Origin of the sequence: Vibrio sp. L5-1, from assembly GCF_021728315.1 — a bacterium.
Lineage (GTDB): Bacteria > Pseudomonadota > Gammaproteobacteria > Enterobacterales > Vibrionaceae > Vibrio > Vibrio splendidus_K.
In genome coordinates this window covers 1-13,284 of the sequence record NZ_JAKKCQ010000001.1, presented here as the reverse complement: position 1 = coordinate 13,284, position 13,284 = coordinate 1, and the positions used below count along the sequence as shown (strand labels likewise).

Here is a 13,284-nt window from a genome sequence, read left to right as displayed (position 1 = left end):
TTAGGGTCTGTTTAACTAATGACTCCAACTATCCCGTTCTAATTAATACAAATCTAATTAACAGAAAGCTGCTTAGTAAGGGCGCTGGTAAGCTGTCTTAACCACGGTATAGAACTCTTTCGCGTACTGACCTTGCTCACGAGGACCGAAGCTAGACTCTTTACGACCACCAAACGGTACATGGTAATCCGTACCTGCAGTTGGTAGGTTAACCATCACACAACCTGTTTGTGCTTGTTGTTTGAACATCGCACTGCTGCGTAGGCTTTGAGTAATGATACCGCCTGTTAGGCCGAAACGTGTGTCGTTTGTTGTCGCGATAGCTTCTTCTAAGTCAGCAACTCGAATCACACTTGCCATAGGAGCAAACACTTCTTCTTGGTTCACTTCCCAATCGTTCTTAGTATTCAAGAACAAGGTTGGAGACATGTAGAAACCTTCGTGTTTCATGCTCAAGCGTTCGCCACCAAATGCTAGCTCACCGCCGCTTTGACGTGCTTTCTCAACCCAACCAAGGTTTGCTTCAAGTTGGTTTCCATCGACTACAGGGCCCATGAACACGCCCTCTTCTAGTGCATGACCGACTTTAAGCTCACTCATGCGTTTGATAAGTGCTTCAACGTATTGGTCGTGAATGCCATCCATTACCACTAGACGAGAAGATGCGGTACATTTTTGACCGGCACCCGAGAATGAACCCGCGATAGTTGCATCTACTGCAGTTTGGATATCTGCATCGTCAGCAATCACTAATGCGTTCTTACTGCCCATTTCTAGTTGGCAACGAACGAAGTTTGGCGCTGTTGCAGCTGCGACTTTACGACCCGTATCAACAGAACCAGTAAAGCTCACACCATTCACGTCTTTAGAGTTGATCAGTGCATCACCAACCTTTGAACCACTACCCAGTACAAGGTTGAACGTGCCTGCAGGCATGCCTTGGCGGTGGATAATCTCAGTTAGCGCAACTGCACTTGCTGGTGTTAGGTTTGCAGGTTTCCAGATAACGCTGTTACCGAAAGCCAATGCTGGAGCGATTTTCCAAGCTGCTGTTGCTGTTGGGAAGTTCCAAGGAGAGATGATGCCGATAACACCCACTGCTTCACGAGTCACTTCTACAGAAACGCCTGGGCGTACTGATTCTGCGTTGTCGCCAATTTGACGAAGCACTTCAGCTGCGAAGTATTGGAAGAACTGACCTGCACGGTAAATTTCACCACGACCTTCAGCAAAAGGCTTACCTTCTTCACGAGAAAGTAATGTACCTAGCTCGTCACAACGTGCAATCAGTTCATCACCAATCGCTTGAAGCACTGCTTGCTTACGTTCAATCGGTGTTTTTTCCCACTCTGGCTGAGCGTGCTTCGCCGCTGAAATCGCTTGTTGAACTTGGTCAGTGCTTGCTTGTGCAAAGTTACCGATGTTTTCAGAAATATCTGATGGGTTAATGTTCGCAACGGTGCTAACACCCGCTTGCCATTCGCCGCCAATGTAAAGTGCGTTTTCTGCTTGAACATTCTGTAATTGAGTCATCATTCTGTCCTTGTAACGGTTAGGTTGCGGTTGAGTCTGGCAACCATCTGGTTAATTAATAAACTGTTAATATTCAGGTAATTAATTGCTAAAATAAGATGTATATTTTGTTTCTAAAGTGAACCAAGTCGCTTGTATCAATAAACCACTTCAATTCAAAAGAGTTTTGATCCGCAAATAGCTTTAGTTCACAGTCTGATTATTCAGGTTGAGACGCCGATGCATAAACCACGAACTCGACCAGCATCTCTTCTCTTGCTAACCCTGCAACGACGACCGCAGCACGGTTTGGGTAAGGTGCATTGAAGTATTCTCCGTATACGCTGTTTACCGTTTTTAGATATTCACGGTCTGTCACGTAAATCAGAACTTGCAGCACTGAATCCATAGATTCGCCTGCACACTCCAACGTATGAACAAGGTTGTTAAAAGTCTGACGCGTTTGCGCTTCAATACCGCCTTCTACTACTGCGCCAGTCTCATCGATTGGAATCTGCGCTGTGTATAGAGTGCCGTTATTAACGATTGCCCACTCTAGTGGTGCTTTTGAAGCGAAAAGCTCGGTTTTTACTGGGTGTTTTTTAGTTTGTGCGTTCACGATTCCATCCAACTTTGTAACAACTATGTTTCAAGATGGTTAAATACTGCATCTTGACGGCTGATAAATCTAACGGTAAATTTTGTGCATTTGATAAATAAAATCTATCACCTTTAAAAAAGTAAGGTATAGCAAGGCCTAGAGAAGGATTCCTGTCATGAGTATTAAGCTACAACAGTTAAAACATTTTGTTTTAGTGGTCGAAGAAGGCGGATTTAGAGCGGCATCTCACCGAGCAAATCGCTCGCAAGCGGCACTTTCAACATCGATAAAAGAGCTAGAAAAAATTCTCGGCCAACCACTGTTTGAAACGGGCAACAAATCGACGCTGACACCTTTTGGCGAAATATGTTTGCCGAAAATCATTCAATTCTTGAATGTTTACAAAGCATTAGATAACGACCTTCGTGCTGCAGCAGCTGGACAACAAGGGCGAGTTCGAATAGCGAGCGTTCCTTCAGTGGCCGCAAAACTAATCCCTAGTGTTTTAGGGGCTTTTTGCGAAAAGTACCCCAATGTTGAGGTCAGCTTAATTGATGATAATGCGGCAGGTGTGGAAGCGAGATTACTCTCTGGAGAGGTGGATGTTGCCCTCGGAAATAGCTCCCATTTAGAAGAAGAGAGCATCGATTTCACCCCTTTGCTTTCAGATCCTATTGGTGTGGTCTGCCTGAAAGACAACCCTATCGCCTCCCAACGAGAGGGAATAGAGTGGCAAACTTTGTTAAAACAACCCTTCATTCGCAACGGTACTTGTACCCTACTTGACCCAACACCTGCACGAATGCTCAGCGAACAGGCTCTGTATTCGGTAGAGAACATCACTTCGTTGTTTTCGGTGTTAGAACTCGGGATAGGCGTGACCACGCTACCTAAGCTGGCTTTCCCGACCAATGAAACCCGTTTGGTTTGGATCCCATTGATTGACCCGCCCTTACAACGTCAGATCGGTATTTTCAGATTGGCTGACCGTACGATCTCGCCACAAGCACAAGCCTTTCATGACTTATGTATTCAATACCTAAGCTATGAAGAGTAATAAAGGAACATGAATGAAGGCGCTTCCTATAGGCCTATTGATACGACAAACATCTTTAGATTCCGATTATTTCTGTATTGAAACTGTGATTTCTGGGTCGATGCTCTGCGAATTCGTCCGATAATAATTCGACCCAACCTCAGCGATACCTCTATTTTTGAGTCAATTAACCCGTACTTTTCATCTGTACGTATGTTTCCTCGCCCTTATCATTGACCCTAGATCTTGTTGCATCAGCGGTTGGATGCTGAATTTTTCATCAAATTTTCATCTTGAACCCGGTGCTGGGCGTGTTGATTCGCGTTCCAATACATCAATAATGAAAATATGATAACGATATTAAAAAATATTAGCTTAATGATAAGGAGCACCATACTGCTATTTCACTACACAAACGAAACCTTCCAATATCAACAAAATCTTGGTTATACGCCGCTTCGAATACCAACCCGTCATCACATTTAGAAAAGACTCTAAGTCATTGAATATACTTACTTGATAACATTATATCTTGATATTTTTCCTCTCTAATTTTCTGGGTAAAACCTCCCTTTTCTCGCTATAAACAAAGCATTTTAAATATTCATGGATTTAATAATAGAACTATTACTTTCATAAATGAAAAACACTCATTTCAAAAATGGAATTATTGATGCCGATATTTGTCGTTTTGATCACATAATTTTAGGCGTAGTTTATATTTTGTCGAAACGATAGCGAGTTAGTTTTTAACGTTTAATTTCGTCAGGAGATATAAAGCCAGAAAGATTATTTCTTTGTTAACAAGTAAAGGTTTATTAACAAGTCAAATTGCTATTAACAAGTAAGTGCTAGTAACAAAACATATTCAAACTGTGTTTTATATTGACTTACACTGTTAAATATAAGGTTTTATTATGAGGCTTAATGGGATAAGTAGCGACATCCTTGTTGCTGCTAAAAGAGTTGTTCTCTGCCAAATAGTATTAGCCGTCGGTGTAGTTTTATATGAAGTGTTTTTTGGTAATAAAGTAGATATGGAGTCTTCAGCTTTGGGTGTCGTAATCGCGATGTTACCACCGCTGTTTGGTTTTATATATGCAAGCCTTAAGGTGCACAAGAATCCTAATTATAGTTTACGTGACTTAATGCAAATGAGTCGTGTCGTGAAAATAACCTATACGTTCTTAATGTTTATCCTGGCATTCCAGTTTTTCAAATTGGATAACCCAGTAATATTATACGCGTACATTTTCACAATGATTGGGTACTTCTTAACACCATTTATTACTGCCTCTACAAGATCGGAGTACGTGTAGTATGGATCAAGTCACTACCGCTCACGAATACATAGAGCATCACTTAACCTTCTTAACTACAGGTGATGGTTTCTGGGCGTTCAACATTGACTCAATGTTGGTATCTTGGATCACGGGTTTACTGTTTATTGGAGCTTTTCGATATGTAGTGACCAAGGGCACTAGCGGTGTTCCAGGTCGTTTTCAATGTTTTATCGAGCTTATCTTTGATTTCGTTAACAACCTAGTCAAAGAGATTTTTCAAGCGGAGGATAAATTAATAGGGCCACTGGCATTAACCACTTTTGTTTGGGTGTTGTTAATGAATGCAGTCGACCTATTGCCTATAGATTTAATACCAGGGTTAACTCGTGTAATGGGTTTAGAGCACTTTAGAGACCTACCGACAGCGGATGTAAATATCCCAATGTCGATGGCACTCGGTGTGTTTATTTTATTGTTAACTTATACGTTCAAAAATAAAGGTTTGAAAGGCTTTATCAAAGAGCTAACTACTCAGCCATTTGATAACCCTATTTTATATCCTGTTAACTTTGTTCTTGAATTAATAACATTAATTTCAAAACCAATATCGCTAGGCTTACGATTATTCGGAAATATGTATGCAGGCGAGATGATATTCATCCTTATCGCACTAATGCCTTGGTGGATGCAATGGGCACTAAGTGTTCCATGGGCCTTATTCCACATATTAATCGTATTCTTACAAGCATTTATATTTATGGTACTGACCGTTGTTTACTTAGCAATGGCAACAGAAGAACACCACTAATTAATAACTAAAAAATTAACTAACACATTATTTATCGGAGATACAAATGGATATCGTAAGCGCAGTTTTATATGTAGCAGGTGCATTACTGATCGGTTTAGGTGCAGCAGGTGCAGCATCTGGTATTGGTAACTTAGCAGGTAAATACCTTGAAGGTGTTGCTCGTCAACCAGACCTTACTCCAATGCTTCGTACTCAATTCTTCATCATGATGGGCCTTGTTGATGCTGTACCGATGATCGGTGTTGGTATCGGTCTATACATCATCTTTGCCGTTGCTTAATTGAAAGCTTTGAAAAAATCGATTTGTAAATAATCAAGATTTAGTGAGGAAGGTATGAATTTAAATGCCAGCATGTTTGGTCAAGCAATCTCATTCGTGATTTTTGTTTGGCTATGCATGAAATATGTATGGCCCCCTCTCACCGCGATGTTAGACGAGCGCCAAAAAGAAATCGCTGATGGTTTACGCCACTCAGAGAATGCAGCGAAAGAGCTAGAACTAGCAAAATCAAATGGCGCACAACTCGTCGCAGATGCGAAAAAGAATGTGACCGAACTGATTGAGCAAGGCAAGAAACGCCGCAACGAAATCATCACCTTAGCTCACCAAGAAGGCGAGCAAGAAAAGGCACGCATCTTAGAACAAGGTAGAGCTGAGCTAGAAGGCGAACGTCAAAAGTTACGCCGTGAACTTCAGGCGGATATGGCAGACGCTGTTATTCAAAGTGCACAGAAATTGATCAGCAAGAACCTAGATTCTGAAACGAACCGAGCGTTAGTTGATCAAATGATAAGCGAACTCTAAACGGAGGCAATATGTCAGATTACACCAATATTGCTCATCCCTACGCTAAAGCATCGTTCGACTTTGCTTTGGGTGAAAACAAGTTACAAGAGTGGCACTCAATGTTGTCCATTCTTGTGACGGTAGCGGAAGAAGAAACGATCGCTAAGCAGATTTCATCAGCAGAAGGTGTTCATACACAGCAATCTGAAGAACTGGTCAATCTCATCATTCACGTTTGCCAAGGACTCGTTGATGACCACGTCATTAATCTCATTAAAGTCTTGGCTGAGAATGGCCGTCTTGCCGTGATCAGAGACTTGTTTAACTTGTTCAGCGACCTAAAGGACGAACATGAACGTGTAATCCCTGTCACTGTCACCAGTTCAGAATTGCTTACACAAGATCAAGTTACATCACTCACTGCTGCACTTGAAAAGAAATTAGAGCGTCAGGTTGAAATGGAACAGGTTATTGATGACTCGCTGGTTGGCGGGATCGTAATCAAGGCGGGTGAAACCGTCATCGATGGTTCTTTGAACACATCAATTAGCCGATTAGCTCATCAACTTCACGCGAGATAGGTAACAATTATGCAATTAAATTCAAACGAAATCAGCGACCTGATTAAAGATCGCATCTCGAAGTTTAATGTGAGCACCGAAGCTCGTAACGAAGGCACCATAGTCTCGGTTCGTGATGGCATCATTACTATTAATGGCCTTGCGGATGTCATGCAGGGTGAGATGATCGAGCTTCCAGGTGGCAAATACGCTCTTGCTCTTAACCTTGACACGCACTCAGTCGGTGCCGTAGTTATGGGCCCCTACACTGACCTATCTGAGGGTATGAAAGTGAAAGGGACAGGTCGTATCTTGGAAGTACCAGTCGGCAACGGACTTCTTGGCCGTGTAGTTAACACACTAGGTGAGCCAATCGATGGCAAAGGCCCAGTGAGTTGCGACCGACTCGACCCTGTAGAAGTAATTGCACCCGGTGTAATCGAGCGTAAGTCCGTCGATCAACCAATTCAAACTGGTTATAAAGCCGTTGATACCATGGTGCCTATCGGTCGTGGTCAACGTGAACTTATCATCGGTGACCGTCAGACGGGTAAAACAGCGCTAGCTATCGATGCGATCATCAATCAAAAAGATTCTGGCATCAAATGTGTGTACGTGGCGATTGGCCAGAAAGCCTCTACTATCGCAAACGTTGTTCGTAAACTCGAAGACCACGATGCGCTTAAAAATACCATCGTTGTTGTAGCATCAGCATCAGAATCAGCCGCGCTTCAATACCTAGCACCTTATGCGGGTTGCACCATGGGCGAATACTTCCGTGACCGCGGTGAAGATGCACTGATCATCTATGATGACCTATCAAAACAAGCCGTCGCTTACCGTCAAATCTCATTGCTACTTAAACGCCCACCGGGTCGTGAAGCCTTCCCTGGCGACGTATTCTACCTCCACTCACGCCTACTAGAACGTGCGGCACGAGTAAATGCGGAATACGTTGAGAAGTTCACAAATGGTGAAGTGAAAGGCCAAACAGGTTCACTGACAGCACTTCCTATCATTGAAACTCAAGCGGGTGACGTATCTGCGTTTGTACCAACCAACGTAATCTCAATTACTGATGGTCAGGTTTTCCTACAAACCCAACTATTCAACTCAGGTCTACGTCCTGCTGTTGACCCAGGTATCTCGGTATCTCGTGTGGGTGGCGCGGCTCAGTGCAAGATCATCAAGAAACTGTCTGGTGGTATCCGTACATCATTAGCTCAATACCGCGAATTAGCCGCATTTGCTCAGTTCTCTTCTGACCTAGACGACATGACGCGCAAGCAGCTTGATCATGGTGAGCGTGTAACCGAACTGATGAAACAAAAGCAATACTCTCCAATGTCTGTCGCTGAGCAAGCAACGGTTATCTACGCAGCAGAAAAAGGCTATTTGGCTGACGTAGAGTTGAACAAGATTGCGCGTTTTGAAGAAGAATTGATTGCTTACGCGAAAGGTCAAAACCCAGAGTTGTTCGACACCATCAACGCTAATGGTGACTACAACGATGAAATTGATGGCGCTCTTGCAAAGCTTCTCGGTGACTTTGTAGCGTTGAAAGCTTGGTAAACGCTCCGGTTTGTTGGCTGGAAATCAAAACAAATTAGGAGCAGATAATGGCAAATACTAAAGAAATTCGCACCAAGATAGGCAGTGTTAGTAACACTCAGAAAATCACCAGTGCAATGGAGATGGTTGCGGCAAGTAAGATGCGTAAAGTTCAAGACAATATGACGCTAACACGTCCATATGCCGAGAACATGCGTAAAGTTATCTCTCATGTCGCATCAGGGTCGCTGGAATACCAGCACCCCTACCTTCAACAGCGTGAACCAAAACGCGTTGCTTACATCATTATTTCGTCCGATCGAGGCTTATGTGGTGGCTTGAACTCGAACTTGTTCAAGAAAGTGTTAGAAGAGATGGAGATGTGGCGTACCAAAGGCGTTGAAGTAGAAACGACCTTAATTGGTTCAAAAGCTATCTCATTTTTCCAACGCAGCGGCAATGTTATCGCGCAAACGTCAGGCCTTGGTGACGCGCCTAAATTAGAAGACATTTTAGGTACGGTTAACGCGATGCTAGGGCATTACGACGACGAAAAAATCGACAGTTTGTATCTCGTGTATAACCAGTTCATCAACACCATGGTTCAAGAACCAACGACCTTGCAGTTGCTGCCCCACCCTTCAGATTCTGAGGCCGATGGAGGCGCGAAAAAAGCACGTCGTTGGGACTACATCTATGAACAAGCACCACGAGACATCCTCTCTGAGCTGTTACATCGATACATTGAATCGCAAGTGTATCAGGGCATCGTAGAGAGCATTGCCTGTGAGCAAGCAGCCCGAATGGTGGCCATGAAAGCGGCGACCGATAACGCAGGCCAACTCATCGATGATTTGCAGTTGGTATACAACAAAGCGCGACAGGCTGCCATTACCCAAGAGCTGAGTGAAATAGTCTCAGGTGCTCAAGCTGTCTAAGGGCAGACAAGAGTGGGTTAAGAATAGAATTTGAGGATTTAGAGATGAGTGTTGGAAAAATAGTTAAAGTTATCGGCGCGGTGGTAGACGTCGAGTTCAGCGGCGGCAACAGCCCACGCGTTTATGATGCATTGAAAGTGACGAGCGAGGAAGCAAGCTCTCTCGTATTGGAAGTTCAGCAACAACTGGGTGGCAGTATCGTTCGTTGTATTGCAATGGGTACGTCAGATGGCTTGCGCCGCGGCCTAACTGTTGAAAACACAGGTTCTCCAATCACGGTTCCGGTGGGCGAAGAAACCTTAGGCCGTATCATGAACGTTCTTGGTCAGCCTATCGATGAATGTGGTGAAATCGGTCAAAAAGAAAGCTACGAAATTCACCGTGAAGCACCCTCTTATGAAGAACAAGCAAACAGCACTGAACTTCTTGAGACCGGCGTTAAAGTTATCGACCTTATCTGTCCGTTCGCAAAAGGCGGTAAAATTGGTCTGTTCGGTGGTGCTGGCGTAGGTAAAACCGTCAACATGATGGAGCTTATCAACAACATCGCAAAAGCCCACTCAGGTCTCTCTGTATTTACCGGTGTTGGTGAGCGTACTCGTGAAGGTAACGACTTCTACTACGAGATGAAAGAAGCCGGTGTACTAGACAAAGTGGCCATGGTTTATGGCCAAATGAACGAGCCACCGGGAAACCGTCTACGTGTTGCACTTACAGGCCTGACTATGGCTGAGCGCTTCCGTGATGAAGGTCGTGACGTACTGTTGTTCATTGATAACATTTACCGTTACACGCTTGCAGGGACTGAGGTGTCAGCACTGTTAGGTCGTATGCCTTCAGCAGTAGGTTACCAACCAACACTCGCTGAAGAGATGGGTGTGCTTCAAGAGCGTATCACTTCGACTAGACAAGGCTCTATCACGTCTATCCAAGCGGTATACGTACCTGCGGATGACTTGACCGATCCATCACCAGCAACAACCTTTGCTCACTTAGATGCGACCGTTGTACTGTCTCGTAACATCGCGGCATTGGGCCTCTACCCTGCAATCGACCCATTGGATTCAACCTCTCGCCAATTGGACCCGCTTGTGGTTGGTCAAGAGCACTACGACATTGCACAAAAAGTACAAACAACGCTGCAACGTTACAAAGAGCTAAAAGACATCATCGCGATTCTTGGTATGGATGAGCTGTCTACTGAAGACAAACAGACCGTATCTCGCGCTCGTAAGATTGAACGTTTCTTAACTCAGCCTTACCACGTAGCCGAAGTGTTTACCGGTCAGAAAGGTGTATTTGTACCGCTAAGCGAAACACTAAGAGGCTTTAAAGGCCTGTTAGGTGGCGAATATGACGATATCCCAGAGCAAGCATTCTTGTACTGTGGTTCTATCGACGAAGTGCTTAACAAAGCAAAATCACTCTAAGAGGCAGGTGCACCATGGCTATCGGAATTACAGATAATACATTTCAACTTAATATTGTAAGTGCGGAAGGTACGCTGTTTTCAGGTCCAGCGTATGCCCTAGCCGTTTCTGGCGCTGATGGTGAGCTGGGGATCCGCCCCGGTCACTCCCCGCTTCTCAGTAAAATAAAGCCAGGCGTGACAGTGTTTGTCACAGATCCTAAATCAGAGGGGCAAGTGCTTTATGTTTCTGGCGGGATGCTTGAAGTCCAGCCCGATGTGGTCACGGTGTTAGCCGATACTGCCTTGCACGGCCAAGATATTGACCGCGCTCGCGCAGAAGAAGCGAAATATGCAGCTCTAGAGAATATCAATAAGGGCAATGTAGACATCAACTTTGCACAAGCTCAGCTTGAACTAGCAAAAGCCGTTGCTCAGCTTCGCGCATCAGAACTGACGTCTTCTCGCACTCGCCACTGAGAATAGAACTTAGACGTTTGATGCTTGATGTTTGATGCTTGATGCTTGATGTGTAAATAGTCTACCCACTTAAAAACTGTTTAAGTGGGTAGACTACATCCGATGTTATTGAATCAATCCCTTCCCTGCCGACTCCTTATTTACTCGCCTTATCCACCAGCATCTTCACATTACTTCTCAGCAAAACGCGCTTGGTGCGGATCAAGTTCATGACCAAGAGGTTGTGTGAGTGAATGATATAACTCTGGCTTGCGACCACGAATCCAGCGTCTACCCGTACACATATCTAACTCTTCTGCTTTTAGCTCTGCAATCACCATATCGTTATCAACACTATCAGTCTCAGCAATGATTTCACCATAAGGGCTGAGGATCATCGCATTGCCTGTTCTTACTTCATCCATATCAACGCCAACACCATTACTAAACACCACAAACATACCGTTGTCGTGCGCTCTTGCAGGCAGCCAACGCATTAACCACTCTCGGCCATTATTGCCCTGCATTTCAGCTCGAATCGCCTCTGGATTTTCATCTCGGTTAAACCATAACTCAGGGTCAATTCGCTTCATCGCGTTAGGGCTTCGTGAATGACAACCGCCCGTTTGGTGTGGCGCAATCAATATATCTGCACCTTTCAAAGCTGTAATCCTTACATTTTCGACCAAGTTGTTATCCCAACAAATCAAGATACCAACTTTGCAACCATGCGGCGTATCGAACACCGTGTATTGGTCTCCACTGCTCATGTGAGAGCTAACAAAGGTGTGCAGTTTTCGATGTTTCTGAACTTCTCCATTTGGCATCGCAAATACGTAGGTGTTGTATAACTCGCCATCAGTATCTTGCTCTATCAAGCCCGCGCCAACGCTCATGCCAAATTGTGTTGCCAGCGAAATGAGTTTTTGAGTCGATTCACCATTTGGTACGGGTTCCGCTAGTACTTCAATATCACCCCGCGACAAAGCAGACACATGCCAATAACCGGTAATGCACATCTCAGGAAAACTGATGATCTCCACGCCACTCTCCGAAGCTTGTCGAACATATTGATCTATCACAGATAGGTTGTACGCCTTGTCACCCGTATGGTGGTTGAATTGAACCGATGCTACTTTGATGTCTTTCTTCATGATTCGTCCTCGAATTTCGCTTAATCTGATTTGGTATGAACTCAGTATAAAAAATCGATTCAATTCCATATAATGAAAAATATTCTTAGTTCAATGAGCATTTGGAATGGAATTTGATTTACTGAAGGCATTCTGTCAGTTGGCTAAATCGGGCAATTACCGTTTGGCGTCAGAGCAGCTCTACATCACTCAATCTGCACTCACTAAAAAGATTCAACGACTTGAATCCAATATTGGGGCATCTCTGTTTTCTCGTGGTAGGAATGGAGCAGAGCTAACGCACGCAGGCAAAACATTACTGGCAGAAGCCCAACGTTTGGTTCATTCAATGCAAGCGTTTGAGCAGCTGTCAGGCTCGGTGGTGAACGGAACTCAGGGGCATTTAAACATTGGCTTTGGCGTGTCTACTTATCATGAAGCACCCAAGCTTATTGCCGCTTATAAACAACGATACTCAGACGTTCATATCACCTTAAATGACACACCTTCCAAGCAACAGACGGATGAACTGTCAAACCATGAACTCGATATCAGCTTCAATCGGATACCAGAATCATCGGATTTGGAAAGCCTAACACTGTTCAATGATTCGCTAGTGGTCGCGATACACAAAGATCTTCTCAAGCAAGCGCCAAGTAAAAATCACGTCGTCTCTAAGTTATCGAAATGGCCTTATCTAAAGCTGGCCCAACATCGCGGCCCTGGATTAGACAGACAGATTCAACAATATTGTCTTGCCAATAAAATCGACTTATCAAAGACGCAAGAAGCCGATGATATTCTGACCCTGCTTGCCTTGGTTTCTGCCAATATCGGTTTCACCATTGTACCCAGCAGTGCGCAGTTCATTAGTAATACCGATGTGGAATTCATTGCGTTAGAAGGTGAATACGCCACTTGGCCAGTCGGCCTGATATGGAATAGAAATAGCGAAAATACACTCCGTGATCGATTTGTAGAGTTTGTTGTCGAACAGAGATAACAACAAAGAAAAAATGAGATAAAAAGTCAGTGAATAAGTCAGGCTTAATGGCACAAAAAAGGCTCACTAGATAGTGTAATGCCGTTCGGATAAGCATTACTGCTTGAACCTAAACGGATATTTGGCTGGAACAAAGAGGACTGAACGTGGAAACGTTCGGTCCTTTCTTTTATCTGGAAGAATGAAGTGACTCAGACTTTCT

Annotated in this window: 14 protein-coding genes; 11 read left to right on the top strand and 3 right to left on the bottom strand. The window is 44.1% G+C overall.

Annotated elements, in window-relative coordinates; translation table 11 throughout:
* Positions 1–72: 72 nt before the first annotated feature.
* Together L3V35_RS00070 and L3V35_RS00065 are read right to left on the bottom strand one after the other, a co-directional pair.
* Positions 73–1,533, bottom strand: a complete 1,461-nt coding sequence (locus L3V35_RS00070) for an aldehyde dehydrogenase family protein (protein WP_029224918.1) — start codon at positions 1,531–1,533, stop codon at positions 73–75.
* A 199-nt stretch (positions 1,534–1,732) separates the two neighbouring features.
* Complete coding sequence (locus L3V35_RS00065) at positions 1,733–2,131, bottom strand: RidA family protein (RefSeq protein ID WP_004730412.1); 399 nt, start codon at positions 2,129–2,131, stop codon at positions 1,733–1,735.
* Positions 2,132–2,288: 157 nt separating this feature from the next.
* Here L3V35_RS00065 and L3V35_RS00060 point away from each other — a divergent pair, with 157 nt between their 5' ends.
* From L3V35_RS00060 to L3V35_RS00015, 10 genes are all read left to right on the top strand, one after another.
* Complete coding sequence (locus L3V35_RS00060) at positions 2,289–3,170, top strand: LysR family transcriptional regulator (RefSeq protein ID WP_004730410.1); 882 nt, start codon at positions 2,289–2,291, stop codon at positions 3,168–3,170.
* A gap of 896 nt (positions 3,171–4,066) precedes the next feature.
* The gene (locus L3V35_RS00055) at positions 4,067–4,468 is read left to right on the top strand and encodes a hypothetical protein (protein ID WP_004730409.1); all 402 of its coding nucleotides are present in this window, start codon (positions 4,067–4,069) and stop codon (positions 4,466–4,468) included.
* A gap of 1 nt (position 4,469) precedes the next feature.
* On the top strand, positions 4,470–5,240 hold the full coding sequence (gene atpB, locus L3V35_RS00050; protein ID WP_237298047.1) for a F0F1 ATP synthase subunit A: 771 nt from the start codon (positions 4,470–4,472) through the stop codon (positions 5,238–5,240).
* A 46-nt stretch (positions 5,241–5,286) separates the two neighbouring features.
* Positions 5,287–5,523 carry a F0F1 ATP synthase subunit C gene (atpE, locus tag L3V35_RS00045; RefSeq protein WP_004730405.1) on the top strand — a complete coding sequence of 79 codons (237 nt, stop codon included), beginning with the start codon at positions 5,287–5,289 and terminating at the stop codon, positions 5,521–5,523.
* A 54-nt stretch (positions 5,524–5,577) separates the two neighbouring features.
* The gene (locus tag L3V35_RS00040) at positions 5,578–6,048 is read left to right on the top strand and encodes a F0F1 ATP synthase subunit B (RefSeq protein ID WP_004730401.1); all 471 of its coding nucleotides are present in this window, start codon (positions 5,578–5,580) and stop codon (positions 6,046–6,048) included.
* A gap of 11 nt (positions 6,049–6,059) precedes the next feature.
* Positions 6,060–6,611 carry a F0F1 ATP synthase subunit delta gene (locus L3V35_RS00035; protein WP_004730398.1) on the top strand — a complete coding sequence of 184 codons (552 nt, stop codon included), beginning with the start codon at positions 6,060–6,062 and terminating at the stop codon, positions 6,609–6,611.
* 9 nt (positions 6,612–6,620) lie between these two features.
* Positions 6,621–8,162, top strand: coding sequence for a F0F1 ATP synthase subunit alpha (atpA, locus tag L3V35_RS00030; RefSeq protein ID WP_009844932.1), 1,542 nt, complete (start codon positions 6,621–6,623; stop codon positions 8,160–8,162).
* A gap of 47 nt (positions 8,163–8,209) precedes the next feature.
* Positions 8,210–9,079: a F0F1 ATP synthase subunit gamma gene (gene atpG / locus L3V35_RS00025; RefSeq protein WP_012600781.1), complete on the top strand. Its 870-nt coding sequence runs from the start codon at positions 8,210–8,212 to the stop codon at positions 9,077–9,079.
* Positions 9,080–9,123: 44 nt separating this feature from the next.
* Positions 9,124–10,509 (top strand): F0F1 ATP synthase subunit beta, encoded by a 1,386-nt coding sequence (gene atpD, locus L3V35_RS00020; RefSeq protein WP_004730394.1) that lies wholly within the window; start codon positions 9,124–9,126, stop codon positions 10,507–10,509.
* 14 nt (positions 10,510–10,523) lie between these two features.
* A complete protein-coding gene (locus L3V35_RS00015; protein WP_004730391.1) occupies positions 10,524–10,967 on the top strand; it encodes a F0F1 ATP synthase subunit epsilon in 444 nt (147 codons plus the stop codon).
* A gap of 170 nt (positions 10,968–11,137) precedes the next feature.
* Here the strand turns inward: L3V35_RS00015 and L3V35_RS00010 are convergent, their stop codons facing one another.
* Positions 11,138–12,100 carry a nitrilase family protein gene (locus L3V35_RS00010; protein WP_237298046.1) on the bottom strand — a complete coding sequence of 321 codons (963 nt, stop codon included), beginning with the start codon at positions 12,098–12,100 and terminating at the stop codon, positions 11,138–11,140.
* Between the two features lie 106 nt (positions 12,101–12,206).
* On the opposite strand from L3V35_RS00010, the gene L3V35_RS00005 reads away from it, so the two are divergent.
* Positions 12,207–13,082 (top strand): LysR family transcriptional regulator, encoded by an 876-nt coding sequence (locus L3V35_RS00005; RefSeq protein WP_237298045.1) that lies wholly within the window; start codon positions 12,207–12,209, stop codon positions 13,080–13,082.
* Positions 13,083–13,284 lie beyond the last annotated feature (202 nt).

Excerpts from the sequence above, each read along its gene's own strand:
- L3V35_RS00070 (WP_029224918.1), bottom strand. The coding sequence starts at position 1,533 with ATGACTCAATTACAGAATGTTCAAGCAGAAAACGCACTTTACATTGGC.
- L3V35_RS00060 (WP_004730410.1), top strand. The coding sequence starts at position 2,289 with ATGAGTATTAAGCTACAACAGTTAAAACATTTTGTTTTAGTGGTCGAA.
- L3V35_RS00055 (WP_004730409.1), top strand. The coding sequence starts at position 4,067 with ATGAGGCTTAATGGGATAAGTAGCGACATCCTTGTTGCTGCTAAAAGA.
- atpB (WP_237298047.1), top strand. The coding sequence starts at position 4,470 with ATGGATCAAGTCACTACCGCTCACGAATACATAGAGCATCACTTAACC.
- atpE (WP_004730405.1), top strand. The coding sequence starts at position 5,287 with ATGGATATCGTAAGCGCAGTTTTATATGTAGCAGGTGCATTACTGATC.
- L3V35_RS00040 (WP_004730401.1), top strand. The coding sequence starts at position 5,578 with ATGAATTTAAATGCCAGCATGTTTGGTCAAGCAATCTCATTCGTGATT.
- L3V35_RS00035 (WP_004730398.1), top strand. The coding sequence starts at position 6,060 with ATGTCAGATTACACCAATATTGCTCATCCCTACGCTAAAGCATCGTTC.
- atpA (WP_009844932.1), top strand. The coding sequence starts at position 6,621 with ATGCAATTAAATTCAAACGAAATCAGCGACCTGATTAAAGATCGCATC.
- atpG (WP_012600781.1), top strand. The coding sequence starts at position 8,210 with ATGGCAAATACTAAAGAAATTCGCACCAAGATAGGCAGTGTTAGTAAC.
- atpD (WP_004730394.1), top strand. The coding sequence starts at position 9,124 with ATGAGTGTTGGAAAAATAGTTAAAGTTATCGGCGCGGTGGTAGACGTC.
- L3V35_RS00015 (WP_004730391.1), top strand. The coding sequence starts at position 10,524 with ATGGCTATCGGAATTACAGATAATACATTTCAACTTAATATTGTAAGT.
- L3V35_RS00010 (WP_237298046.1), bottom strand. The coding sequence starts at position 12,100 with ATGAAGAAAGACATCAAAGTAGCATCGGTTCAATTCAACCACCATACG.
- L3V35_RS00005 (WP_237298045.1), top strand. The coding sequence starts at position 12,207 with ATGGAATTTGATTTACTGAAGGCATTCTGTCAGTTGGCTAAATCGGGC.